General features: G+C 69.3%; 22 protein-coding genes. 9 read left to right on the top strand and 13 right to left on the bottom strand.

Annotated features, from left to right (window positions below; translation table 11 throughout):
- Nucleotides 1-263 precede the first annotated feature (263 nt).
- Nucleotides 264-689, bottom strand: coding sequence for a universal stress protein (locus DI269_RS01615; protein ID WP_112133404.1), 426 nt, complete (start codon nucleotides 687-689; stop codon nucleotides 264-266).
- Between the two features lie 193 nt (nucleotides 690-882).
- On the opposite strand from DI269_RS01615, the gene DI269_RS01620 reads away from it, so the two are divergent.
- Nucleotides 883-1,341 carry a universal stress protein gene (locus tag DI269_RS01620; RefSeq protein WP_112133405.1) on the top strand — a complete coding sequence of 153 codons (459 nt, stop codon included), beginning with the start codon at nucleotides 883-885 and terminating at the stop codon, nucleotides 1,339-1,341.
- Between the two features lie 244 nt (nucleotides 1,342-1,585).
- On the opposite strand, the gene DI269_RS01625 is transcribed toward DI269_RS01620, so the two are convergent.
- Complete coding sequence (locus tag DI269_RS01625; protein WP_198667046.1) at nucleotides 1,586-4,708, bottom strand: RICIN domain-containing protein; 3,123 nt, start codon at nucleotides 4,706-4,708, stop codon at nucleotides 1,586-1,588.
- Between the two features lie 454 nt (nucleotides 4,709-5,162).
- Between DI269_RS01625 and DI269_RS01630 the strand changes: the two genes are divergently transcribed.
- The gene (locus tag DI269_RS01630) at nucleotides 5,163-6,143 is read left to right on the top strand and encodes an NADPH:quinone reductase (RefSeq protein WP_112133406.1); all 981 of its coding nucleotides are present in this window, start codon (nucleotides 5,163-5,165) and stop codon (nucleotides 6,141-6,143) included.
- A gap of 52 nt (nucleotides 6,144-6,195) precedes the next feature.
- Here the strand turns inward: DI269_RS01630 and DI269_RS01635 are convergent, their stop codons facing one another.
- On the bottom strand, nucleotides 6,196-6,993 hold the full coding sequence (locus DI269_RS01635; RefSeq protein WP_112133407.1) for an alpha/beta fold hydrolase: 798 nt from the start codon (nucleotides 6,991-6,993) through the stop codon (nucleotides 6,196-6,198).
- Nucleotides 6,994-7,147: 154 nt separating this feature from the next.
- On the opposite strand from DI269_RS01635, the gene DI269_RS01640 reads away from it, so the two are divergent.
- Nucleotides 7,148-7,600, top strand: a complete 453-nt coding sequence (locus DI269_RS01640; RefSeq protein WP_112133408.1) for a MarR family winged helix-turn-helix transcriptional regulator — start codon at nucleotides 7,148-7,150, stop codon at nucleotides 7,598-7,600.
- A gap of 28 nt (nucleotides 7,601-7,628) precedes the next feature.
- On the opposite strand, the gene DI269_RS01645 is transcribed toward DI269_RS01640, so the two are convergent.
- The gene (locus DI269_RS01645) at nucleotides 7,629-8,258 is read right to left on the bottom strand and encodes a TetR/AcrR family transcriptional regulator (RefSeq protein WP_112133409.1); all 630 of its coding nucleotides are present in this window, start codon (nucleotides 8,256-8,258) and stop codon (nucleotides 7,629-7,631) included.
- Between the two features lie 276 nt (nucleotides 8,259-8,534).
- Here DI269_RS01645 and DI269_RS01650 point away from each other — a divergent pair, with 276 nt between their 5' ends.
- From DI269_RS01650 to DI269_RS01660, 3 genes are all read left to right on the top strand, one after another.
- Nucleotides 8,535-9,707, top strand: a complete 1,173-nt coding sequence (locus DI269_RS01650; RefSeq protein WP_198667048.1) for an NAD(P)/FAD-dependent oxidoreductase — start codon at nucleotides 8,535-8,537, stop codon at nucleotides 9,705-9,707.
- Between the two features lie 63 nt (nucleotides 9,708-9,770).
- Complete coding sequence (locus tag DI269_RS01655; RefSeq protein WP_112133411.1) at nucleotides 9,771-10,184, top strand: nuclear transport factor 2 family protein; 414 nt, start codon at nucleotides 9,771-9,773, stop codon at nucleotides 10,182-10,184.
- An 86-nt stretch (nucleotides 10,185-10,270) separates the two neighbouring features.
- Nucleotides 10,271-10,912 carry a nuclear transport factor 2 family protein gene (locus DI269_RS01660; protein ID WP_198667049.1) on the top strand — a complete coding sequence of 214 codons (642 nt, stop codon included), beginning with the start codon at nucleotides 10,271-10,273 and terminating at the stop codon, nucleotides 10,910-10,912.
- Between the two features lie 220 nt (nucleotides 10,913-11,132).
- On the opposite strand, the gene DI269_RS01665 is transcribed toward DI269_RS01660, so the two are convergent.
- Nucleotides 11,133-11,756 (bottom strand): TetR/AcrR family transcriptional regulator, encoded by a 624-nt coding sequence (locus DI269_RS01665; protein WP_112133413.1) that lies wholly within the window; start codon nucleotides 11,754-11,756, stop codon nucleotides 11,133-11,135.
- Nucleotides 11,757-11,827: 71 nt separating this feature from the next.
- Between DI269_RS01665 and DI269_RS01670 the strand changes: the two genes are divergently transcribed.
- Together DI269_RS01670 and DI269_RS01675 are read left to right on the top strand one after the other, a co-directional pair.
- Nucleotides 11,828-12,655 (top strand): SDR family oxidoreductase, encoded by an 828-nt coding sequence (locus DI269_RS01670; protein ID WP_112133414.1) that lies wholly within the window; start codon nucleotides 11,828-11,830, stop codon nucleotides 12,653-12,655.
- A gap of 11 nt (nucleotides 12,656-12,666) precedes the next feature.
- A complete protein-coding gene (locus DI269_RS01675; RefSeq protein WP_112133415.1) occupies nucleotides 12,667-13,572 on the top strand; it encodes an alpha/beta hydrolase in 906 nt (301 codons plus the stop codon).
- A 55-nt stretch (nucleotides 13,573-13,627) separates the two neighbouring features.
- Here DI269_RS01675 and DI269_RS01680 read toward each other — a convergent pair whose 3' ends face one another.
- Nucleotides 13,628-14,674: an SMP-30/gluconolactonase/LRE family protein gene (locus DI269_RS01680; RefSeq protein WP_112133416.1), complete on the bottom strand. Its 1,047-nt coding sequence runs from the start codon at nucleotides 14,672-14,674 to the stop codon at nucleotides 13,628-13,630.
- Entirely contained in the window at nucleotides 14,620-16,422 is a 1,803-nt protein-coding gene (locus tag DI269_RS01685) for a flavin-containing monooxygenase (RefSeq protein ID WP_112133417.1), read from the bottom strand. The genes DI269_RS01680 and DI269_RS01685 overlap by 55 nt, the downstream gene beginning before the upstream one ends.
- 167 nt (nucleotides 16,423-16,589) lie before the next feature.
- Here DI269_RS01685 and DI269_RS01690 point away from each other — a divergent pair, with 167 nt between their 5' ends.
- Nucleotides 16,590-17,015 (top strand): MarR family winged helix-turn-helix transcriptional regulator, encoded by a 426-nt coding sequence (locus DI269_RS01690; protein WP_157974692.1) that lies wholly within the window; start codon nucleotides 16,590-16,592, stop codon nucleotides 17,013-17,015.
- A 94-nt stretch (nucleotides 17,016-17,109) separates the two neighbouring features.
- Here the strand turns inward: DI269_RS01690 and DI269_RS26685 are convergent, their stop codons facing one another.
- The 6 genes from DI269_RS26685 to DI269_RS01715 form a co-directional block, all read right to left on the bottom strand.
- Nucleotides 17,110-17,250 (bottom strand): hypothetical protein, encoded by a 141-nt coding sequence (locus tag DI269_RS26685; RefSeq protein WP_198667051.1) that lies wholly within the window; start codon nucleotides 17,248-17,250, stop codon nucleotides 17,110-17,112.
- A complete protein-coding gene (locus tag DI269_RS01695; protein WP_112133419.1) occupies nucleotides 17,247-17,942 on the bottom strand; it encodes an MFS transporter in 696 nt (231 codons plus the stop codon). The genes DI269_RS26685 and DI269_RS01695 overlap by 4 nt, the downstream gene beginning before the upstream one ends.
- A 168-nt stretch (nucleotides 17,943-18,110) precedes the next feature.
- Nucleotides 18,111-18,608, bottom strand: a complete 498-nt coding sequence (locus tag DI269_RS01700; RefSeq protein ID WP_157974694.1) for a hypothetical protein — start codon at nucleotides 18,606-18,608, stop codon at nucleotides 18,111-18,113.
- Nucleotides 18,609-18,804: 196 nt separating this feature from the next.
- A complete protein-coding gene (locus tag DI269_RS01705; protein WP_112133421.1) occupies nucleotides 18,805-19,089 on the bottom strand; it encodes a hypothetical protein in 285 nt (94 codons plus the stop codon).
- A gap of 329 nt (nucleotides 19,090-19,418) precedes the next feature.
- Nucleotides 19,419-20,621: an IS701 family transposase gene (locus tag DI269_RS01710; RefSeq protein ID WP_157974695.1), complete on the bottom strand. Its 1,203-nt coding sequence runs from the start codon at nucleotides 20,619-20,621 to the stop codon at nucleotides 19,419-19,421.
- Between the two features lie 406 nt (nucleotides 20,622-21,027).
- Nucleotides 21,028-23,103, bottom strand: coding sequence for a P-loop NTPase fold protein (locus tag DI269_RS01715; RefSeq protein ID WP_157974696.1), 2,076 nt, complete (start codon nucleotides 23,101-23,103; stop codon nucleotides 21,028-21,030).
- Nucleotides 23,104-23,808 lie beyond the last annotated feature (705 nt).

Consider the following 23,808-nt stretch of genomic DNA (forward strand, 5'->3'; position numbering starts at 1 on the left):
GTGCTCGCCGGCTGGCCCGCGAGCACCGCGACGCCCATGACGGCGGCGAGCCACCCGGAGCCGCGGCGCGGCAGGTTCGGGTCGGCCCGGCCGGCCGCGGCCATGAGGGGGCTGCCGCCGGAGACGTAGTCGTTGTGCCGGTGCGTCTCCGGGACGGAGCGAGCGGGCCGCGCTCGCGGCTCCAGTTCATGCCCCCGGGGGTGTCCCGTCGCCCGCTCCGGGAGACCCTGCGGGCCGCCGGACGCGGAGGCGGCCGGGCGCCCTCAGGCGCGGACCACCACGACCGGGCACCGGGCGTGCGTCACGCAGTGGAGGCCGACCGAGCCGAGCAGGGTCCCCGCCAGCGCGCCCCGGCCGCGGCTGCCGACCACCAGCAGATCCGCCGTCTCGGAGCGTTCGACCAGGATCTTGGGCGCGTACCCCTGGCGGGTCGCCGGCTCGACCGGCGCGTCTGTCCGGCCGCCGAGGACTTCGCCGATCGACCCGTGCAGCGCCCGTTTGGCGGTGGCCTCGAAGGACTCGCCGGGCAGGTCCTCGACCGGGGAGCCGTACAGGTTCGGAATCTGCCAGACGTGCAGCGCCTCCACCACGGCGCCGAGGCGCTCGGCGTGGTCGATCGCCCAGCGCAGGGCGTCCAGGGACGCCGGCGAGCCGTCGATCCCCACCACGAAGCGTTCCTGTTCCGCCATCGGTCTCTCCTTGCAGGAAGTTCGCCGCTCCTGATTCGACCGTAGCAGCGTTCACCCCTGCGGGTCACCCGGACGCGAGCCGCGTCGCCGCATGCCGGCCGGAGATGACCACTGGCACCGCAGGCCGGGACCTCCGGCCCTGAACCGGCGGCGCCTGCGCGAGCAGGCTTGCAGGTGAAGTGAAGGAGGAGCCATGACGGACTTCGAACGCTCCGGGAGCCGCATCGTCGTCGGCGTCGACGGATCGGCCCACTCGCACCAGGCGCTCGAATGGGCGCTCGCCTACGCCGAGGAGCTGCACCTCGACGTCACCGCGGTGCACGCCTGGCAGTTCCCGTACGCCTACGGCTCGGGGGCGACGATCCTGGCCGCCGAGGACTTCTCCGCCCAGGCGCGGCGCGTCCTCGACGGCGCCGTGGACAAGGCCGCCGCCGGGCACCCTTCGGTGCGAATTGCGCGGCACGTCGTCGAGGGCCACCCGGCGCGGGTGCTGATCGAGCAGTCCAAGGGCGCCCACATGCTCATCGTCGGAAGCCGCGGCCACGGCGCGTTCGTGGGCGCTTTCATCGGATCGGTGAGCCAGCACTGCGTCAGCCGCGCCCACTGCCCGGTCCTCATCGTCCGCGAAGCCGACCGGCCCGACGCAGGCTGACCGCGGGGAGGCCGGAGTCGCAGCGCCCGTCGTCCGCGGTCCCGGTCCATCCGCGGCGGCGGGATCAGCAGGCCGTCGCTCGCCTCGTCATGCGGACGGTCATTCGGCCTCGGCCGAGCTGGCCGGTGCCGCCTCGGTCGCCGGGTCCGAGGGTCCGGCGGCATGATGGCCGGTCCCGAGGCGGACCTCGGGACCGGGTCCTGAGCGACACGGACCCGGGTCGGCGGAGTCCGTGCCGCTCAGGTCAGCGGACGAGTTGCCATTGCTGGTTGGCGCCGCCCCAGTCGCTGTACTGCACGACGGCGGCACCGTCGCCGGTCGCCGCGCCCTGGACCTCGACCGCCTTACCGCTGTTGCGATTGATCAGACGCACATAGCCGCTGTCGGAGTCGGCCAACCGGAACTGCTGGTTGGCGCCATTGTGGTCGGTCCACTGGTGGACCGCGGCACCGTCGGCGGTCGACCAGCCCGACACGTCCAGCGCCTTCCCCGAGTGCCGCGCCCTGATCCGGAAGTACCCGCCCCCGGCATCCACGAACTGGAACTGCTGGTTGTAGGCGTTCGTGCGGGTCCACTGGTGAAGCAGGGCCCCGTCGGCAGTGGACACACCGCTGACGTCCAGGACCTTGCCGCTGTTGCGGTTCACCAGGACGTACCAGGCGGTGGGGTCCGGCCCTTTCAGCGTTCCGAGGCGGGCGAGCGCATGGCTGAGCGCTCGCTCGGGGGCGTCGATCTGGTTCTGCGTGCCGGCCACTCCTGCTGCCGCTGTTCGCGCTTCGGCGAGCGCGTCGCGCATCGCCGCCCACGCTTCGGTGGGATAGTCCCCGGAGTCCAGTGATTCGGCGTGGGCGATCGCTGCCTCCAGGTCGCCTTTGTCGAGCGGCTGGTTCTGCGCCGTCAGCGTGTCGCTCAGCAGGAAGTGGTCGAAGTCGACGTGGCCCCCGGTCTGCTGGGTCGCGTAGTTGAACAGTGCGACCCGGTGTCCCATGAAGTGCAGGGATCCGCCGAATTCGAGCGGGCCGACGGCGTTGCCGAGCCGGGTCCAATCGATCCCGTCCGGACTGCAGTAGAAGGTCGTGAAGAGCTGCCCCTCGCTCCGAGTGAAGTCCAGATCCGCCTTGAGGTGCACCTCCGTGGCGTCCCCGAGTTCCGCAGTGGCTCCGGGCAGGAAGCGCTCGATCGCCGCCTGGTCGATCGACGCGGTGAAGGGGCGGCCGCGGTGGACGACTCCCACCGTGTTCACCCCGTTGACGCGCTTGACCGCGACGTATGAGAAGTCCTGCCCGAATGCTGCAAGTCCGGCGACGTCGCCGTCGTTCATGCCCGAGATGTCGAGCTTCGTCTCGGCCGACTGCCGAGGTCCGAAGGAGCGCTGGGAGAGCGTGTTGCGCGCTTCTTCCAGCCAGGTGAGCTCGCCACCGGAGTCGCGGTGCGTGTACGCACCGGTCACGACCTTGCCGGCCGTCAACCGCAGCCACCCTTCGCGGTCGGTGAGCGACCAGTACCGGTTGTCGGGCGTGTGGTTCCACTCCCAGGCCAGATCGAGGTTCGACCCGTTCGGGGCGATCTCATCGGGATGCGGCAGCTCGACGGCGGAGGACCGGCCGACGAGTGACACGTCGTCGACCTTGTAGTCCATGAGGTGCGTGTCGGGGTCCGTCGACGGATCGCTCACCCAGGGGGTCTCGATGAAGATGCGGACGTCGGAGAGTGCTTGGGAGGCGGGGATCGTGAACGACCCGGACACCTTGCCCCAGGTCCCGCGGGTCACGGCCGTGGCGGGTGTGAGGTTGGCGAAGGTCGTGCTGCCGCCGCTGTACCGGGCGGTGATGATGAACGGCTTGGTCGCCGGGCTTGCGGGGTTCTCGTATTTGATCCATGCCGAGACGTCGTAGGTGACGCCGTGCTGCACCTTGCCGGTGACGCCCTGCGCCGGCCCCGATCCTGTGGCGTTCCGCCCGGTGACGGCGATCGCGGTCGAGCCGGTGTGCGCGTCCGTCGTCGTCGAGAGCGTAGCGCCGTCGTTGGCGATCCAGCCCTGGGTGCTTCCGGACTCGACGCCGGGATTGCCGAAGAGTTCGACCCCGACCAGCGTCTCGTCGATGTCGGGCGGTGCCGGCAGGGTCCACTGCTCGTCCTGGAAGGCACGGTGCGGCGCATCGTTGTCGAAGTCGTCGGACACGACGATGGCCTTGAGCCGCTCGAAGCGCTCCTGCTCCGGGGCGAGCCTGATCGGCTTCTCGAAGACGCCGTCGACCGGCACGACGCCGTTGTCGCCGAAGGTCGGCCACCCGCCGCTCCAGGTCGCCGGGATCAGCGCCGGGATGCGGCCGACCGGATACGAGTCACGGAAGAAGAAGCCGTACCAGTCGTCGTCGCCCGCGTCGTTCGCGATGGGCACGAGGCTGCCTTGGGCGAATCCGTTCGAGGCCAGCGCTCCACGGGACTCGTAGGGCGCTGCGGTGTCCGCGAGGCGCCCGAGCAGTTCGGTCGAGCGGAACATGACGACCTGTCGACCGTTGCTGCGCCAGGTGATCATCACCACGTAGTAGTAGCCGTCGATGAAGAACACCTGGGCGCCCTCGAAGATCCCGTCGCTGCCGACGTACGGCTCGCTTGCGTAGTCGCTGCGCCGGATGAAGTCCGGGAAGTCCTGCTCGACCGCCGTCAGCGTCGGGTTCAGCCGAACCGCGCTGACGCCGCCGTAGACGATGTACGGCGTTCCGCCGCGGGCGTCGTCGAAGAAGAGCGACGGGTCGTGGAAGCCTCGACCGAACGCCGTCTTCGTCCACGCTCCGTTCTCGATGTCGTCGGTGCGGTAGAGGAAGGCGCCGCCGAGGTTCAGCGAGTTGATGAGCACGTAGTAGGTGCCGTCGTGGAAGCGGATCGACGACGCCCACTGCCCCTGCCCGTAGGAGTTCGAGCCGTTGCGCAGGGACGCGGCGTCACTGATGTCGAGGCGGTCGAACGCGTAGTTCACGATCTCCCAGTTGACGAGGTCGTACGACTTCATGATCGGTGCGCCCGGGCTGAGATGCATCGTCGTGCTGACCATGTAGTAGACGTCGCGCCCCTCGTCGTTCTGCGACGCGGGGACGCGCTCGACACTGACATCCGGCACGTCGGAGTTCAGCATGGGAACCGTGTAGGAGCCGTCGCCGGCGTCCGTCGTCGTATACGACGAATCGGGATTCCATGCTTCGGCGGCCTGGGCGGTGCCCGTCGACGCGGACGCGTCGACACTCATCTGCTGGGCTTGGGCTGCGGCGAACGGGTCGAGTGCGGTCGCGGCGGCGGCCCCGGCGAGCGCGCCGGCTCCGCCGATGAGCATCCGCCTGCGGCTCTTGGGGGTTTCCATCCAGGCCATGGTGGTCTCCTTGGTCGAGGTTCGTCGGGTCGTGGAGGCGCGGAGCGGGACAGGGTCGAGCAGTCGGGTGCGGCCGATGTCATCGGATGATCGCCAGCGGACGCGGGCACAAGGAATGCCTGTTATCGCTCACACATCGCAACTTGAGCCCGAAACATCTGATGGATTCTCCGGCGATTCGAACTATAGAGAGATCTCGATGTGTAGTCAACGGCTCGACGGAAGTTTGTTGGTACACCTGGCGTTAAACTAGGCCGGGCCGGGCCGGGGCGCAGGCGGAGGCGTTCGCCGCCCCGGCGTCGGGAACGGTGGCCGAACTCCCCTTGCGCGAGGACGACCGGTGAGCCGGGCCCGTTCTCAGCCGATGTGTGGTCCGCTCTCTCGGATTCCGCAGCTGCGGGCGCCAGTGCCGCTGGAGCATCTATCGTGGACCGCGAGATCTGTGGAGGTGCCTGTGCTTGCGTCCTGGTATGACCGGCAAGGCCCGGCCGGGGCAGTGCTCCAGGTCGGGGAGCTTCCCGACCCGGTGCCGGGCCCGGGCGAGGTCCGAGTGAGGGTGCGCTGGTCCGGCGTGAACCCGGGCGACACCAAGAAGCGTCGCGGGTGGCTCGGCTCGGCCATGCCCTTCCCCAGGGTCATCCCGCACAGCGATGCCGCCGGGACCGTCGACTCGGTCGGCGAGGGCGCCGATCCGTCCCTGCTCGGCCGACGAGTGTGGGTCTACGGGGCCCAGTCCTATCGGCCGTTCGGCACCGCCGCGCAGTTCACGGTCGTTCCCGCCGAACTGGCGGCCCCGCTGCCCGACAACGTGGGTGACGAGCTGGGAGCCTGCCTGGGCATTCCCGGCATCACCGCGCACCGGGCGGTCTTCGGCGACGGGCCGGTGGAGGGGCGCGTCGTCCTGGTCCACGGGGTCCTCGGCGGCGTCGCGTCGGTCGCGGCCCGGCTCGCCGCCTGGGGCGGGGCCACGGTGATCGGGACGGTCCGTCGCTCGGCGGACCTCGCCTCGGTCGATCCGGTCGCAGTACCGGTCGCCGTCGCGCTCGACCAGGCCGATCCGGTGGCGGCGATCCGCGAGCACGCGCCGGACGGCGTCGACCGGGTCGTGGAGGTGTCCCTGTCGGACAACGCCGACCTCGACGCCGCCGTGACCGCGCTCGGCGGTGTCGTCGCCGCCTACGGCACCCGTGAAGACGCGACCCACTTGCCGTTCTGGCCCATGCTCTTCAACAACCTCACGGTGCGACTGCTCGGGAGCGACGACTTCCCCGCCGCCGCCAAGCTCCAGGCCGCACACGACCTCACAGCGGCCGCCGCCGACGGGGCCTTGACCGTCGCACTCGGCGAGGCGTATCCGCTGGAACAGATCGCCGCCGCCCACGACCAGGTCGACGCCGGCAGCCGCGGCCGGGTTCTGGTCGCCCTCCCGGACTGACCACTCTCAAGGGACGCTCGGCGATCGGGTCGCACGCGAAGCAACCCGGCGTTCACGATTCGATGAAGTCGCGGATCTCCCGGGCCAGCGCATCGGGGGCGGTCAGGTACGCCTCGTGCGCGTGGCCGGGGATCTGGACGAGTCGCGCGTCGGGCAGCGCGCCCTGGAGGCGCCGCGACGTCTCGATGAGCACGGGAGGGCTGAGCTCCCCGGTGACGAGCAGTGTCGGGCAGGTGATCAGGGCGGTCCGGTCGAGGTCGTCCCCGAAGCCGTCGATGGCCCGCAGCTCGCGCGCCCAAGTGGGGGCCATGGACGCGCGGGCGGCCCAGACGGGACTGGCGCGAAAGGCCTCGATCGCCGCCTCGGGCATCCGCAGGAAGTTCCGCAGCCCGAAGGCCAGGGCGTCGTCGTAGTCGCCCTCGGCCACGAGCTTCTCGTACGGGGCGATGGCGTCGCCGCCGACCGGACCGTGCAGCGGGACCGGGGGCTCATAGAGGATGAAGGCGGCGGGAGGCTGCCGGAGGGCGAGGCCCAGGGCGACGAGGCCGCCGTAGGAGTGGCCGAAGAGGACCGCGTCAGGGCCGGCGAGTTCGAGCACGGCGGCGATGTCCTCCTGTTCGCGCTCGAAGTCGAACTTCGGGCCGTCCTCGCTGGCGCCGTGGCCGCGGCGGTCGACCGCGTAGGTGGTGCAGTGCGGGGCGAGCGCGTCGGCCAGCAGCTGCCAGTCCTGGGCGGTGTTCAGCGCTCCGGGGGAGATCACCAGCGGACGGCCGTGTCCGGTGACCGTGGCGGCGATCTTGGTGCCGTCGGCTGAGGTCGCGTGGGCCTGTCGAGTCGGTTCGCTGGTCATGGAGCCTGCCCTTCGGTGTTTCGGCGGCCGCGCGGTTCGCGGCCCGGCGGGAATCGGTCTGTTCGGTGCCGTTCGACGGCGCCGGAATCGACGCTAGCATGAATATATTCCATGGAATAATATTCCATGGAACTTATCTGATAGGGTGTGCGGCGTGACGCAATCAGGAGACGGAGTCCGGTGGCTTACCGATCTGGTCCGGCTGGAGATCGTCCTCTGGGATCGGGTCGACGCTCGGCTGAAGGCCGATCATGAACTGCCGCTGCCGTACTTCGAGGCACTGCACATGTTCGCACCGGATCCTGACGCGAGCCTGCGGATCGGCGACCTCGCCGGAAGGCTGCGCATCAGCGTCGGAGGGGCCAGCAAACTCGCCGACCGAGTCGTCGCTTCGGGGCTGCTCCGCCGCGACCCCGATCCCGACGACCGCCGGGCCAGCAGGGTCGCGCTGACTCCCGAGGGCAGGGCAATCCTGGCCGCGGCCTCCGAATCCTATGAGGATGAAGTGGACCGGCTTCTCGGAACCGCCCTCGACGAAGCCGACCGACGGCACATGCATGCCCTCGTGGTCAGGCTGCTCGCTTCGGCCAGCGAGGATGCGGGCTAGGGCCTGTTGCCGGTGGTGGCTCAGCGGCTCACAGTGTCCAAGGGCCGGTTGACGGGCGGATCGCCAGGGCGACAGGTGGCGTCAGTGGTTCGGCTCCGGCGGGTGTCAGGCCCTGGAACAGGATCGCAAGGTAGCGGCACCAGCCGTCGCTGCCGGGATCCATGGTCCACAATGTGCTCGTCAGCATCGCCATGATCCGGAGCAGGTCCTCGGGGACGAGGTCGGCGCGGAGGCGGCCGGCGTCCTGCGCCCTTCGCGTCAGCAGTGTCATCGCGTCCCTGAACGGCGGATAGAACTCCGCGGTCAGGTCGGCGGCGCCGCGCGCCGCGGCCAGGGTGTTGAGCTCGCGGCTCGCCAGGCCCATGGCCGCCTCGATCAGGGTGAGGAGGCCGTGCATCGGGTCCTCGTCCGCCAGCGCCCGCTCGATCGCGGGCGTCAGGTCCTCGGTGACGGTCTGGCTCAAGGCGGCCCGGACCAGGTCCTCTTTGGTCGGGAAGTGGTTGTAGAGCGTCCGGATGCGCACGCCTGCACGCCGGGCGATCTCCTCAAGCGGCGCTTCGGGGCCGAGGTCGGCGAAGACCGCGCGGGCGGTGCGCGCCAGGCGCTCGGCGTTGCGCGCCGCATCGGCGCGCAGCGGGCGCGCGGGTTCGCTGGGCATCCGACAAGGATACCAACATGCAGCCAAATGCAAGATATGTTAGCCTTTGCCCGCAAGTTGAACTTGCAGTTGAATGCAATATTCGACCGAGGTGGGGAGTTCAATGAGGCCTGACATCGGGCTGCGCGAGTACGGGACCGCACGACGCGGCGCGTGGTCGGCCAGGAAAGCCGTCCAGCGACGCAAGTCAGACGGCGTCGCGACATCGCCGATCGGAACGGTCGGACCGGACGAGGGCCAAGCGTCCCCGGCGGCCGTCATCCGTTCGGCCGCAGCATGAACCGGGTCGTGATCGTCGGCGCGTCGGCTGGTGGGCTGGCGACGGCGGTGGCGCTCCGGATCGGGGGGTACGCAGGTGCCGTCACGCTCGTCGGCGATGAACCGGACGCGCCGTACGACCGGCCGCCGCTGTCCAAGGAGTTCCTCTCGGAGCAGTGGGAACCCGACCGGCTGACCTTGCTCGCGGCCAACGACCTCGACACGCTCGACCTGGAGCTGCGACTCGGCACCCCCGCGACGGCGCTCAGCACTGCCGATCGCGAGGTCGCGCTGGCCGACGGCTCCGCCGTCTCCTACGACGCCCTCGTCGTCGCCACGGGCGTCCGCCCCCGGCTCCTGCCCGAGCGCCGGAACGGGGTGCACGTGCTGCGCACCGTGGCCGACGCGCTGCCCCTGCGGGAACGGCTGGCACCGGGACGGCGGCTGGTCATCGTCGGCGCCGGATTCGTGGGCACCGAGGTCGCCGCGATCGCCCGCGCCCGAGGCGTCGAGGTGACGATGCTGGAGTCGGCGACGGCCCCGCTGGCGCATGAGATCGGCGAGGCGGCCGGGCGATTCCTGGCCGAGCTTCACCGCCAGCACGGCGTCGAGGTCCGCACTGAGGCCGCGGTCACCGAGGTCACGGCGGACGGCGTCCGGATCGAGGACGGGACCGCGGTGGAAGGCGACGACGTCCTCCTCGCGGTCGGTTCCGAACCGAACACCGAGTGGCTGACCGCCGAGAACCTGAAAGTCCACAACGGACTCGTCTGCGACGAGTACTGCGCCGCCGCGCCCGACGTGTACGGCGTCGGCGACGTCGCCCGCTGGTACAACCCCCTGTTCGGCACGGAGATGCGGATCGAGCACCGCAGGCACGCGTCCGAGCAGGCCGCCGCCGTCGCCCGCAACCTGCTGGAGCCCGACGACCGCGCCCCGTTCGCGCCGGTCCCGTACTTCTGGTCCGACCAGTACGACGTGCGGGTCCAGGCCTACGGCCACCTGCGCGAGCACGACGACGCGGTCATCGTCTACGGCGACGTCGCCGCCCGCCGGCTCCTCGTCGCCTACCGCAACGGAGACCGCTTGACCGGGGTCCTCGCCGTGGGCCAGTCGCCGAGGGCCCTGCGCTCCTGGCGCGCCCTCATCGCCGCCCGGTGCACCTGGCGCGCGGCGCTCGCCATCGCCTGACTCGTCAGCACCCGCTCAGACAACGAACCACCACCTCCGACAGAAAGGCTGTGGCAGCAGCACATGGATCCGACCACCTTGCACACCGTCAACTCGATCGAAGCCCTCAAAGCCCGCTTCTTCCGCGCCCTCGACACCAAGGAGTGGGCCGAGTTCGAGTCCACCCTCGCCGACGACATCGAGGTCGACCACACCGCGCTCGGCGGCCATCAGGCCACCGGCGCATCGAACTACGTGGCGCTCCTGCGAGAGGACTACGACGGCACCGTGACCGTGCACGACGCGCACATGCCCGAGATCGAGCTCACCGCGGCAGACAGCGCGGTCGGCACCTGGGCGATGCAGGTCCTGCTGGTCCGGCCGGACGGCCAGCGCGTCCTGGCGTTCGGACACCATCAGGACACCTACGGCCTGCAGGACGGCCGCTGGCTGATCACCACCTCCGCATCGACACGGCTGCAGGTGGACGAGTCATGACGGCGACGCGGCGAGGCCGCCACGCCGGAGCGAGCACCACACCGGAGGCGGGCGGTTCGGCACGCACCGCGACATCGGATGCGGCCGTGCCGAATGGAACCGCCGGCCGGCCGCAGGCACCGCTCTCGCACCGGGCGGGCCCCGCCCGCGGGTGGTGGTCGGCGCCGAAGCGTCGGCGCCTCCTGCTCGGCGCCGGAGGCCTGGTGCTCGGCGGCGGTGCGGCGTCGGCTCTGTGGGCGCACAATGCGACATCGGCCAGCGCCGAGCCCGAAGCTCCGTCCGAGGGCGTCGAGCCCGCGGTCGCCGTGGCGGCCGTCGCCGAGATCAAGCAGGTCAAGGCCCGCTACTTCCGAGCGGTCGACACCAAGGACTGGGAGCTGCTCAAAGCGCAGCTGACCGACGACGTGGTCGTCGACACGACCGGCTCGGGCGGGCCCGTCCTCGTGGGATCGGACGCCTTCATCGCCTTCCTCCAATTGACGCTCAGTCCCGCGGTGACCGTGCACCACGGGCACAGCCCTGAAATCGAGGTCACCTCGCCGACGACCGCGACCGGCGTGTGGGCGATGCAAGACCTCCTGATCTTCCCCGGCGACCCCCGGGTCCTCGGTTTCGGGCACTACCACGAGACCTACGAATCCGAGGACGGCCGATGGCGCATCGCCGAACTCAAGCTCACCCGGGTGCACATGGACCCGATCGGACAGCAGCAGCTCTTCGGCATGTGAGACGACGGCCCTGCACGGTGTCCGGCCACCAAGCGGGCGCCGTGCACCCGGGCGGCCGACGTCCGCACACCTCGAACGAGGGCCCCAGCCGGTGCCGAGCGCGGCCCGCTCGGCATCGGCGACGGGGACGGTCCCGGCGTGCCTGCTGCTCACGGGTGCGGTGAATGCGCCTGTGCGGCAGTCGTAGGCAGCGCCGTTCGCCCGGCAGCAGGCAGAGCGTTCACAGCAGTCCCGGCTTCGTGCCGCCGGCATGGGTTCTTGGAGTCATGCCCAGGAGCAGCAGGTCGAGGAACCCGGCGGCGTCGGTGTCGAGGGCCGCCGAGGGCGGGATCAGCGCGCGGTAGAGGAGGGTACCGGAGATGGCGTCGGCGGCGGCCTCGATGTCGAGGTCGGCGCGGAACTGCCCGCGGGAGACGCCTGCTCGCAGCAGTTCCAGCATCTGCTCCCGGCTCGGGCCGGTGAAGCGCTCGTATAGCTTCTCGGCGTCGGTGCCGCCGTCGGTCGCGGCGGCGGCCAGGCCGCGGATCACCGCGACCGCCGCGGGCTCGCCGAGCTGCATGAAGAACTGGCCGAGCCAATTGCCGAGGTCCACTGCCGCGTCCCCGGTCTGCGGCGGGGCCTCCGCGTTGATCCCGAGGTGGCCGGCCATGACCGCCTCGGCGACGATCGCCGCTTTCGAGGGCCAGCGCCGGTAGACGGTCTGCTTGCCCACCCCTGCTCGCGCGGCGATCGCCTCGATCGTCATCCGCTCGTACCCTTCGGCGGTCATCAGGTCCCGTGCCGCCTCCAGGATCGCCGTGTCGGCGTGGGCGTTGCGGGGTCGTCCGCGCTGTTTGGCATCCACATCGACGAGTGTAATATCGAGATCAATTTACAATACGCAACGTCTCGTAAATATAATGAGAGGACGCAGCCATGAGCAGAGAAGTCCTGGTCGTCATCGGCACCGGCGGCATGGGCCGCGCCATCGCCCGCCGCAGCGGGAGCGGGCGGAAGGTCCTGCTCGCCGATTTCAACGAACCTGCCCTGGCCGCGGCCGCCGACGAGCTGCGCGGCGACGGCCACGACGTCACCTCCCGGACCGTCGATGTGGGCCGACACGACTCGGTTTTCGCACTGGCCGAGGCGGCGGCCGATCTGGGGCCCGTGGGACGCATCGCCCACACTGCGGGCCTGTCGCCCGCGCAGGCGTCGAGCGAGGCGATCCTGCGGGTCGACCTGGTCGGCACCGCCCTCGTGCTCGAAGCGTTCGGCCAGGTCGTCTCGCCCGGCGGTGCCGCGGTGGTCGTCGCCAGCATGGCCGGTCACATGGCGGGCGGCCTGGACGCGGAAAGCGAGCGGGCACTGGCGGCGACTCCGGCCCGAGAGCTCATGGACCTGCCGTTCCTCGCGGCCGTCGCAGCCGGTGACCCAGGCCCGGCCTACAGCGTCGCCAAGCGCGCCAACCTGCGCCGCGTCCAGTCCGCGGCGGCTTCATGGGGCGAGCGGGGCGCCCGCGTCAACTCGATCAGCCCCGGCGTCGTCTCCACCCCGATGGGACGGCGGGAACTCGACGGGGAGAGCGGGGACCAGATGCGGGCGATGATCGCCATGTCCGGCACCGGGCGCGTCGGCACCCCCGACGACATCGCGGCGGCCGCGGCGTTCCTGCTCGGCCCCGACGCCGACTTCATCACCGGCACCGACCTGCTCGTCGACGGCGGCGCGATCGCCGCCGTCAGCGGCACGAGCCAGTCCGACTAGGAGCGCCCGAGATGCCTGAGCACGTATTCCACCCCGATCTGCGCTTGGCGCGATTCCTGCCCCGCTCCACGCCGCTCGGCCTCACCCGACGACTCGGCCGCCTCACCAGGCCGAGGCCGCCGCGCGGCGGTGAACTCGTGCGGATCGACGCCGACGTCTCGATACGGGTCTTCCGGCCGCCGATCGCGGGGCCGGTCCCGGCACTGCTGTGGATCCACGGCGGTGGCTACGTCCTGGGCAGCGCGACGCAGGCGGACGCATGGTGCCGCGAGGTCTCGAACCGCCTCGGCGCAATCGCCGCCGCGGTCGAATACCGCCTGGCGCCGGAGCACCCGTTCCCAGTGCCGCTTGAGGACTGCTACAGCGCGCTGCGCTGGCTGGCGGCGCAGCCGGACGTGGACGCCGAGCGGATCGCGATCGGCGGCGAGAGCGCCGGAGGCGGCCTGGCCGCCGCGCTCGCCCTGCTCGCCAAGGAACGCGGGACGATCCGACCGGTCCTGCAAGTGCTGTCCTATCCGATGCTCGACGACCGGACCGCGCTGCGCACCGACACCGACCCCGCCTCGCTGCGCATGTGGAGCCCCGGCAACAACCGCTGGGCCTGGAACGCCTACCTCGGCATTCACGCGGCCGCACCCCCGCCCCTCGGCGCACCGGGCAGGTACGACGACCTCACCGGAGTCGCGCCGGCATGGATGGGCGTGGGCACCAGCGACCTGTTCCACGACGAGGACGTCGCCTACGCCCAGGGGCTGGGGCAAGCCGGCGTCCCCTGTGAACTCCGGGTCGTCCCCGGGGCTTACCACGGCTTCGACCTGGTCGAACGCCATGCCTCGATCTCGCGCGCCTACCGCGGGTCCCAGATGGCCGCACTGGAACGGGCGCTGAACACCGATCGGGCGGCGGACCGGCATTGACGCCTGTCGGCCGGTCCGCCACGGGGCTCCTCGACGGCCTCAACCGGGCCGACCGCTATCCGCCGTTGGACTGGCGGGTGCCCTCGGCGAGGGCGTCGAAGGTGTAGAGGTAGCCGCCGTCCGGGCCGCTGACGGTGATGACGCCGTCGGTCGTGCCGGGGGCGATGGCGATGTTCGTCGCCGTGTCCAGGTCGGGAGCGTCCTCGGGGAGGGTGATCTTGGTGAGCAGGTCGCCTTCCGGGCTGTAGACGTGGATCTCGGGCTTGTGGTGGAAGCCCTGGTAGACATTGCCGTCGGCGTCGACGGCGGTGGAGTCGACGCGGGCTTTGCCGCCGTCGACGTACATGCCCGGGTACGCGGCCGTGACTTGAGTCCGGGTCGGGTCGAGGGCCAGGTAGTCGATGCGGTTGGCGTTGTACTGCGCGACCCACAGGCCCGCATAGTCCTCGTCGAAGGTGATCCCGTTGGGCGAGGGCAGGTCGGCGGCGAGGACGGTGGCCGCGCCGTCGGTGCCGATGCGGATGACGCGGCCGGGAGTCTCCCAGCCGGGGCCGAGCATGCCGCGGGTGTCGCTGATGTAGAGGTTGCCGTCGGGGTCGAACGCGAGGTCGTCGGGCAGCATGGTGGTGCCGTCGATCTCGCCGGTGAAATGCGTCTGCGGGTCGGTGCCGTCCAGGGTGATGCTCTGGACGGAGCCCGTGGCGATGTCGGTGAGGTAGAGCCGCCCGTCGACGGGGCTGATCTGCGCGGAGGTGAACGCGCCGGTGTCGTCGGTGTAGACGGCCTCGGCGGTCTCCTCTTCGGTGTCGACGCGCAGGACCTTCGGTTCCCCGGGCGGGGCCATGACGTCGACGAGGTAGAGGCGCCCGTCCTCGTCGAAGACGGGGCCTTCGAGGAGCGTCCCGCCGGACAGCGCATGGGGTTCGGTGACCTGCATGAGTTCGTCGGCAGTTTGGTGCCCGTCGCGGTCCCGGTCGGCGGGGGCCGGGCCCGCGCCGCAACCGGCGGCGAGCGGGAGGACGAGGGCGCCGGCGATCAGGAGCCGCTTCACGAGGCGGCCTCCGCTCCGACGAGGACGTCGCTCATGTCGCCTCGGCGCCATTCGCGCAACAGGCGGTGGAACGAGATCGGGCCGGGCGAGTAGGTGAAGCCGGGGGTGATGGCGCGGGTGCCTTCGCCGTTGTAGTAGCCGGGGGTGCACTCGGCCTGGAAGGCGCTGGCGTCGCGGCCGGTCTCCCGGAGCAGGCGCAGCCAGCCCTCTTCGGCCTCGACGGTGGGTTCGACCCGTTGGGCGCCTTCGTGTTCGGCGCGGGCGATGACGGCGGCGACGTGCTCGGCCTGCTCTTGGAGGATGTGGACGAAGTTGACGGAGTTGGCGTTCTGGAGCGCGCCGAGGTGGAACAGGTTCGGGAAGCCGTGGCTGTAGAAGCCGTGGAAGGTGCGGGGACCGCGGGCCCAGGACTCCAGGAGGCCCCGGCCGCCGCGGCCGGTGACCGGCAGGGTCCCGGACATGACGCCGGAGACGCCGGTGTCGAACCCGGTGGCGAAGACGACGCAGTCCACTTCGTACTCGGCGTCGCCGACGATGATCGTCTTCTCGGTCATGCCGGTGATGCCCTGGGCGTCGGAGGTGTCGACGAGGGTGACGTTGGGGCGGTTGAAGGCCTGGAGGTAGTGGTCGGAGAAGCCGGGGCGCTTGCACATGTACCGGTACCAGGGCTTGAGCGCCTCGGCGGTGGCCGGGTCGGCGACGAGCTCTTCGACGCGGGCGCGGATGCGGTTCATGGTGGCGGCGTCGTCGAGCTCGTCGGCGAGCGCGCGTTCGGCCTCGGTGAGGGTGTCGTCGACGGCGCCGGTGATGATGTTGCGCTGCAACCCCACGGTGGCCGTCCAGCCGTCGGTGACGAGGGATTCGGCGACGGGTTCGCCGGCGAGGACGGCGAGGAAGTTCTCCATGCGCTCGCGCTGCCAGCCCGGTTCGAGGGCCGCGGCCCAGTCGGGGTCGGTGGGGCGGTTGCCGCGCACGTCCACGGTGGAGGGCGTGCGCTGGAAGACCAGCAGTTCGCCGGCGCTCTCGGCGAGCAGGGGCACGACCTGGAGGCCGGTGGCGCCGGTGCCGATGACGGCGACCTTCTTGTCGGCGAGGCCGGTCAGGCCGCCTTCGGCGGTGCCGCCGGAGTAGTCGTAGTCCCAGCGGCTGGTGTGGAAGGTGTGGCCCTCGAACCGCTCGATCCCCGGGATGCCGGGGAGTTTCGGCTGAGTGAGGGTGCCGGTGGCGGTGATGACGTACCGAGCGGCGAAGCGGTCGCCGCGGTCGGTCTCGACGGTCCACTCCCCCGCGTCCTCGTTCCAGGCCAGGGAGGTCGAGCGGGTCTGGAACAGGGTGTCGCGGTAGAGGTCGTAGTGCTCGGCGATGCGCACGGCGTGGCGGCGGATCTCCTCGCCCTGGGCGTAGCGCTCGGTGGGCATGGCGCCGACCTCTTCGAGCAGCGGCATGTACACGTAGGACTCGATGTCGCAGCGGACGCCGGGGTACCGGTTCCAGTACCAGGTGCCGCCGACGTCCCCGGCCTCGTCCATGAGCCGGATCGACTCGACGCCGGCGGTGCGAAGCGAGGCGGCGGCGAGCAGGCCGCCGAAGCCGGCGCCGATGACGAGGACTTCGACGCGGTCGGTCTTCGGGTCGCGTTCGGTGAACGGGGTGTAGGGGTCCTTGGCGTAGTAGCCGAACTCGCCTGCGGCGCTTCGGTACTGGCGGGCGCCGTCGGGACGGATGCGGCGGTCGCGCTCGTGCGCGTACTTCTCGCGGATCGCGTCGAGGTCGATCGGCCCGGTCGTGGACTCGGTCATGGTGCCTCCTTTTGCCCGGGGTGTTCGGGCTGGGATGGTTTCGAACCCGGCACGGCATCGGGCCGGATACGTCCTCGAAAGAGGTTAGCCTGAAGCTAACCAATTCGGCCAGGGGGCGTCAGGGAGGGGGCTAGGGTGAAGGGGTGGAGAACGAGGACCGGCGTGAAGTGCGCAAAAGCATCGAATCGTTGACGGTGGCGATCTCGGCGCGCTCGATTCCGCGCATCCTCGGATCGCTTTTGGAGACGCAACTCACCATCCAGCAGTTGAAGGTGCTCTCGTCGGTGGTGGTGAGCGAGGCGGCGACGACCAGCGGGCTCGCCGAGGACTTCGAGGTGTCGCTGCCGACGATGTCGCGGCTGGTCGACAAGCTCGTCAAGCAGGACCTCATCGAGCGGGCCGCGGACGACGGCGACCAGCGCGTGCGGCGCCTGCGCCCCACCGAGCTCGGCCGCGCGGTCGTCGGCCAGATCCTCGGCGCCCGGCCCGAACTCGGCAGCGACGTCATCGACGGACTCACCCTCGACGAGCTCCGCGCCCTGGAGACGGGCATGCGCGCGGTCAACAGGGAACTGCAAGCGCTCCGCGAATAAGCGGTTCGGTCGGCCCGAATCATCTTGACCCACACCGGGCCGACCGAAGTCTCCACTGGACGTACCAATCTCCGTCCGGAGTCGAGTGCTCGCGTTACGGGACTCCTTCGACCTTCGCCGCGATGAGGACGCCACCGGCCAGCGCCAGAGCGCCCGCGGCGGTGTGCAGCAGGGTGTAGTTCTCCCCCGTCGGTCCGAGCGCGAGCAGCAGGGGCGCGGCCAGCGGTGCGATCACGCCGGGGATCTTCTGCGAGAACGCGGTGATCGCCATGTAGCACCGGCCTCGGTCTCGCGGTGCGGCAGCACGTCCAGCACGACGGCCTGTCCGACGGTGGTGAAGACGGCGACGCCGAGCAAGGACACGAGCATCCCCGCGATGATGACCTCGGCATCCCATGCGAACGCCAGAACCAGGTTGCCGGCGGCGTAGACGGCGGCTCCCGCCAGGACGAGGCCGCGGCGACGGCGCAGCCGGTCGCTGAGCCAGCCGGCGCCGAGCGATCCGAGTACGGCGCCGCCGATGCCGAGCACCGACGTGAGCGCGATGAACGGCGCGAGATCGGCGACGGCGATTCCCAGGCGCTGCGCGAAGAAGAACGTGGCGAAGCCGGTGGTCAGGGACAGACCGAGGAAGAACACGAAGCGCCCCAGCCAGTTCCAGGCGAAGTCGGGCACCTCGCGCGGCCGGAAGCCGTAGCTCGCCACCAGGCGGCGCAGCGGCAGGCGGCCCGGATCGGGCGCATCGCGGGTGTCCTCCTCCGGTGCGAGGAGGATGCCGATGACGAGGGCGACGTGCATGGTCATGCTCGTGGCCCCGGAGACCTTGCCGCGCTGGTGTTCGGGGAGCCGGTCGGCCTGGTAGTTGCCGATCGAGCCGACCGCGGTCCCCCAGCCGACGCACGAGGCGGACCAGCCGAGGACCAGCACCGCCAGGTTGGGGCGAGAGCCATGACGGGGGCCGCGGCGAGTTCGCCTGCGCCGCCATCGAAAGCGACCCCCGGTTTGCAGGCCACAAACCTCTCCGCCGCTGGTCGCGCAACGAACATCGCAGGATCCAGAACGCCTTACCACCATTGATGAACTCGAAATCAGGTTCTAGTTGCGGTTGTCGAAGACGATGGCCGCGATCTCGGGGTCGCAGTCTTCGACGATCGGTCGGTACCGGTCCGTCCTGAGCCAGTACACGACGTATTCGTCAAAGAGGTCGGTGACATACTCCGCGGAGTCGAGGCCGCGGTAGGGAGCGACGTACCGGATCATCTGCAGTTCCTGCTGCAGCTCTTCGGCCGAGTCGGGGTAGTTGTCTAGGAGCGGTCGTAGCACGGATCCGCAGTACTTCAGGAGCAGAACGCCGTCGCTCACTACCATCGGCATCTCCCCACGTTGCAGGGCTTCGTCGAGTGCGTCGACCAGCGTCTTGCGGATCAGCGGTCTCGCCGACTCGGAGTGGCGCCACAGCAGATCGGCCACCCTGCCCATCGACCAGACGTTGTCGCTGTAGCCCTGGTATGCCTCGAGCTGTCGGCTCAGTTCCGCCTCGGCGAGTATTTGTGCGGCGAGACCGCGTGGTCCTGGAGTGGTTTCGTGGGTCATCGCAGGTCCGTTCTCAGGGGTGGGTGTACGGCGAGGTTGGTGCGTAGGAGACCAGTATGCCGAGTCTGGCCAGAACGCGATCAGCACGAGCGCCGCTGACGCAGCCGCGGCAGCACCGAACCTGCTTTGGCCTGCAACTTCTAAAGCGACTCAAGACCTGTAATGCTGAGCTTCCCACCGATCGGTTTGAGGACGATCAACGACTCGCTGCCGCATCCAAAGCGCGTGCTCTCGGCCGCAGACGCAGTGCGATCACCAGGTGCAGCACCAGCGCAGTAATGAACTGCAACACCATCAGGTACACCGAAAACAGCCCGGTGGCCGCCATGGCCGCGATCATGTACGGCACCAGTGCCGCATACGGAACGAAATGGAACCCGGAGGGGAAGCGGGCCACGAAGCGCGCCGTGGCGGCGAGAGCACACGGGAGTACGACGAGGGCCACACCCAGGACGACACCCGCCCCGGCAACGAACGCCATGAGCTGCAGACCGGCGATATCGGGTCCGCCTCACGCCAGGAGCGGCAGCGCAATCGACGGCAGCGCGAAGATCCCCGCATTCAGGGCGCACCCCCACGCGAACACCTTCCAGAACATGAGTTCCCTACTTCCCTACTGTAATCCGAGGAATATGAGCGGACGCTCTTCGCAATCGGTCCGCAAGCCGGGCCGGTCTAGCTTGGCTACCGTAAGTTCTCAGGGTGGTCGTTGTTTCCGCTGGTAGTTGCCGGTCCGGACTTTGTCGCGGCAGCGTCGTTGCCAGTTGACAGCGGCGAGGGTCTCGGTTAGGGAGCGGGCGGTGGGGAGGATCAGGCCCAGCAGATGCCGGATGACCGGCGCGCTGAGTCGATCGCGTCCGCTGCTCCTTTTGGGTTGGTCGCGGCGGTGGTCTGCAGGAAGGCGTGGGCGAACATCGCCAAGGTGACGTGTCGGTACCAGGAGGTCCAGGTGCGCACCTGATAGTGGTCCATTCCGCACTGCCCCTTGGCTTCAGTGAAGCAAGTCTCTATGCCCCACCGGGTGCCGGCGATGCGGATGAGCTGCTGCTTACTGGTGTCATCGGGCGCGAAACACAGGAAGTAGGCGATGTCGTCGGGGTCTGTGTTCGACCGGCGGGCCAGGACCGACCGGACAAAGCCGGTCCGCAGCTCGCCGCCGGGCGGCAGCAGGCCCCAGGCCCAGTCGTACTCGCGCGGGCCCCTTTCGCCGTCGCCTTGCGACAGCCGCGTCCACGCCGCCGCAGGTGCCTCGGCGATGAGGTTGGCGATCTCCCGCTTCCGCCCCTCGGCGTCGGCAACCGCCTGGCTCGATTTCATCTCCAGCACATAGGAAATGCGCGCCTCCTCCAGGGCGCGACGGGTGAGGTGGTCTGAGCCGTAGGCCGAGTCGGCGGCCACCCACCCGAACCCCAGGCCCGCATCGCGCAGCCGGGCGATCATGCGCCGGGCGGTACTGGGCTTGGTGACCAAGCCCTGGTCCAGACGAGCCTCGGGGACACCGGCCCGGCGGCACCGGTCAGGGTCACCTACCCAAGAGGCCGGAAGATACAGTTCCCGGTCCACCAAGGCCCGCCCGCGGGCGCTGACCAGAGCGGCGAACACCTCGATCTGGCAGTTGTCCACTTTCCCCGAAGTTCCGGTGTACTGCCGTTGCACCCCAACCGAATAGCGGCCTTGCTTGAGAAATCCGGTGTCATCGACCACCAGCACCGCATCGGCCCCGCCGATCGTCTCCGAGACCGCCTGGGCGAGCCGGTCACGCACCAGGTCGGCGTCCCACAGCGCCCGCATCAGGAAGTTCTGCACCGTATCGGGCCTGGCATGTCCGACCGCCTCGGCGATCTGCCAGCCGTTCTTCCGCTCGACCGGCGCTAGCAGCGCCGTCAGGTACTCCCTGGCGTGCCGCCGAGTCTCAAGCCGGAAGAAGTCATCTGCGATCAGCCCGAACCATTCGCCCAGGCGATCCCGCCACGAGGCCACCTCAGCAGCCTCAATCTCCGCTACCGCACCCACAATGAACAGAAGCTACCCAGACACCGACCCCAGCACCACCGACAACCTGGGCAGGAAGGAATCCGAACATCATTGAGCCACAACAATACTGCGCAACTGTCGGCAATCCGTCACCCCTACTTACGGTAGCCAAGCTAGGCGTCATCGGCGCCTACGTGTGACATCGCAAGGGCATCGATCGCGCCGCTGACGCCCGATCGCACGCCGTATCAGCGTCTTCGCTCCCGCGCCGCACAGAACATCGCCGTCGGCCTCGACTGGGTCTGGCGGAGCTCTGGACGAGCATCGGTTTTGGGCTCGCCGCTTGCGCAGCCCTCATGCTCACCCGCTTCCACACCTGGATCAGAGATCTCGCGCCCGTCAACTAGCCAGGTAACCCTTCGGACTTTTCGATGCGCCCGTGCCGTTAGGACAGGTCGGAGGGCGGCTGCTTGACGCGCCCGGTGGCAAAGGCCCGCCGATTCGCCCAGCTCACGTCGGTGACATCGACGTCGATAGCCGGTTCCTGATACCAGGAGTCCGGGTCGTGCGGCACGAACTGATCGTAGAGGTCCTGCGGGAACCTGTTGTCGAGTCGGCGGTCGCCGTTCCTCGACGCGCTGACGACGGAAACGAAGCGGGCGGCGACATCCGCAAGAGTGAACTCCTCCTCGTCAATCGCTCGAGCGATCTCGCTCCTCAAGAGACCGGCCGATCCATATACGGCGAGGAACTCCATCACCATGACCAGTCCGTCCTGGAGTGGGGCGTCATCTTGCCCCAGCAGGTTCTCCAGGACGATTTCCGATCCGAGGCCCCACAATTCAGAAGCAACGCCGGGCCACCAGTGCCGCTGTGTGACAGTCGAATCCAGCGTTCGCACGACTTGAAACGGCAGCGTCGAGTCCTCGCGCTTCGTCAAGACACGGAAGACTTCCGCGTGTGGGGTCTCGGTGGGGAGCGCGGTAAGGATTTCGCCCGCCCACACCAAACCCTGCGACTCCGCATTGGCGAAGGCCGCAGCATCGTTCTCGAGCTGGTCGAGCAAGCCCACCAGCGTTTCCAAGACCCCCAACAGAAACGCCCCCGCGTTCTGGTCAGGGGTAATCTTGCGTGTGGTTTGCCGGGCTTTCACCAGCGCCAGGACCACACGCTCGCTCGAGCTGCCCTGCAGCACCGCGGTGAGCGGACCGCGGTCGCCGGCACCGGCGGCGCGCACTGCCCGCTCCATCTCGGCGTCGGCGATGTCGTGCGAAAGGATGCCCATGGCAAAGTACCTGTCGAAGTACGGCTCAGTACAAACTTGACGTGTTCCCGGTGCCCTGAGGACCTGGGAGTGGAACAGATCGGGGAACAGTGCTTCGAGCAGTGCCCTCGCCTCGAATCGCGACCCTGGCGGGACCAGGTCCAGGAGGGTCGACGCCGTGAACTCGCCCTCCCGCGCCTTTGTACCGGATCGCGCCCCAGCCTCCGGCCGGTTCCGCCTGAGCAACTCGTCGCGGTACCGCGGCAACTCTGCGTACATTCGCGGGAATGCGGTCCGTAGGAGCGTGAGGATGATGACGTCCTGGTCGTCGACCTCGTCCTGATCAAGCAGCCCCAGCGTGTAGCGCAACTGCGCCAAGTACCGTCCGATCGCACGTGGTGTCGGCAACTGCGACAGGCAGACCTCGATCAATCGGCTCGACCGGACCCCGCTCGGCGCGGTGCGTCCCGCTTCGGCCAGCGCCTGACTGATTCCGTCGTTCAACGTCTGCAGCAGACGTGCGGGAAGCAGCGCGGGCAGCACCAGCGGGTACTGGACGATCTTCTCGATGAAGTTGGTCGCCACCCGGCCCTCGCCGCCGGACATGCCCGCGGAGGCAAGCGTCTCCGCGAGCGTGGCCTCGTCGTAGGCGAGGAGGTAGTCCACGCCGGGGAAGCGGCCCAGCAGCCGGACGACCTTCATAAGCGCGAGCAGCTCATCGGCCTGAAGCCGGTCGATGTCATCCACAACCAGCAGGATCGGAGTGTTCAACTCCTGCAAGGCATCGGAGGCGGCCTGGAAGGCCACATCCCAGGGCGGCTGCTCTCGCAGCGCGGTGCCGCCGCGTTCGATTGCACCCTTGACGAACTCGCCGCCCACTGGAAGGAGGGTGGCCGCGGAGGCAGTGATCTCCATGAGCGCGCCGAGGCGCTTGCGCACCGTTTCGCTTTTCCTGGACGGCAGGGCGCTGCGCAGCGAGGCGTAGAAATCGCTGAGCAAGCCGTCGACGTCGTTGGTGGCCCAGGGCGTGAAATGCGCGATCCGCCAGCCGCCGCCAGTCTGCTCCAGGGCCTGGGCGGTCATGGACACCGCCGAGCTCTTGCCGCTGCCCCACCTGCCGGTCAGCCCGTAGACGGTGCTGCCTGCCTTGTCGTGGTTGGCGGTGATGAGTTCGGCCACCTTGCGCGCGAACGGGGCGCGTTCGAACCGGTCTTCATCGAGCGCGGTGATCGGGGCGTCGTTCCATCGCTGCACCATCGCTCCAGTCTGCACGATCGCGGCCGAGGCCGCGGTGCACGGCGACCGGTGGCAAGATGACCTCGCTGCCGTCGCCGAGCCTTTCACCCGGTGCAGGTGGCGCATAGGGGAGTCCGGGTATGGGTAGTGCCGCGGCCACGATCGACATCGGTTAGGCGTTCGCCGCGGTCCTGACCGCCTTGCTGGGTGCGGCGTTGCTGGCCGCACGTCTCGCCGGGCTCCGCGCCTCGCGCGACCTCGTCGGCGCCGGGCTGCGGGGGTCATCTCGATCGAGCGATGGACTCCGATCAGGAGTGATCCGTCGGCGCGATCGGGACGCGAAGCCGTTCGTCGAGGATCTCAAATATGTGGCGGTAGGGCCGCCTGGTCACCCGGGTCATGCCGAGTGCGCAGGTGTGGTTCAGGGACACAAGAGTCGGGACCATACTTCAAATTCTCGGTGTCCATTGTAAACAAAAAGGTCTTACTCGAACCTAGAGAAAAGTACAGCAGAGCACGCAAAGACTGTGAAACCGACCCTCTGGAAGCTGCCGGAAACCTCCCGATCGCGCCTGGCCGCCCGGAATTATCGACCGGTAGCCGCGCTATATCAACGGACGCATACGGAAACACCGGGAACATCATCGATGTTCCCGGTGTCCGTTTGTCGGCCTTACATTCGCTTACTCGAACCCAAGCCCCCAGCTAGACGCCCTCCTCAAACGC

The sequence above is a fragment of the Glycomyces dulcitolivorans genome (assembly GCF_003265355.1).
Lineage (GTDB): Bacteria > Actinomycetota > Actinomycetes > Mycobacteriales > Micromonosporaceae > Glycomyces > Glycomyces dulcitolivorans.

Coding starts and splice junctions, on each gene's coding strand:
- DI269_RS01615 (WP_112133404.1), bottom strand. CDS start 689: ATGGCGGAACAGGAACGCTTCGTGGTGGGGATCGACGGCTCGCCGGCG.
- DI269_RS01620 (WP_112133405.1), top strand. CDS start 883: ATGACGGACTTCGAACGCTCCGGGAGCCGCATCGTCGTCGGCGTCGAC.
- DI269_RS01625 (WP_198667046.1), bottom strand. CDS start 4,708: ATGGCCTGGATGGAAACCCCCAAGAGCCGCAGGCGGATGCTCATCGGC.
- DI269_RS01635 (WP_112133407.1), bottom strand. CDS start 6,993: ATGACCAGCGAACCGACTCGACAGGCCCACGCGACCTCAGCCGACGGC.
- DI269_RS01645 (WP_112133409.1), bottom strand. CDS start 8,258: ATGCCCAGCGAACCCGCGCGCCCGCTGCGCGCCGATGCGGCGCGCAAC.
- DI269_RS01650 (WP_198667048.1), top strand. CDS start 8,535: ATGAACCGGGTCGTGATCGTCGGCGCGTCGGCTGGTGGGCTGGCGACG.
- DI269_RS01655 (WP_112133411.1), top strand. CDS start 9,771: ATGGATCCGACCACCTTGCACACCGTCAACTCGATCGAAGCCCTCAAA.
- DI269_RS01670 (WP_112133414.1), top strand. CDS start 11,828: ATGAGCAGAGAAGTCCTGGTCGTCATCGGCACCGGCGGCATGGGCCGC.
- DI269_RS01675 (WP_112133415.1), top strand. CDS start 12,667: ATGCCTGAGCACGTATTCCACCCCGATCTGCGCTTGGCGCGATTCCTG.
- DI269_RS01680 (WP_112133416.1), bottom strand. CDS start 14,674: ATGGCGCCGAGGCGACATGAGCGACGTCCTCGTCGGAGCGGAGGCCGC.
- DI269_RS01685 (WP_112133417.1), bottom strand. CDS start 16,422: ATGACCGAGTCCACGACCGGGCCGATCGACCTCGACGCGATCCGCGAG.
- DI269_RS01700 (WP_157974694.1), bottom strand. CDS start 18,608: ATGACCCACGAAACCACTCCAGGACCACGCGGTCTCGCCGCACAAATA.
- DI269_RS01705 (WP_112133421.1), bottom strand. CDS start 19,089: ATGGCGTTCGTTGCCGGGGCGGGTGTCGTCCTGGGTGTGGCCCTCGTC.
- DI269_RS01715 (WP_157974696.1), bottom strand. CDS start 23,103: ATGGTGCAGCGATGGAACGACGCCCCGATCACCGCGCTCGATGAAGAC.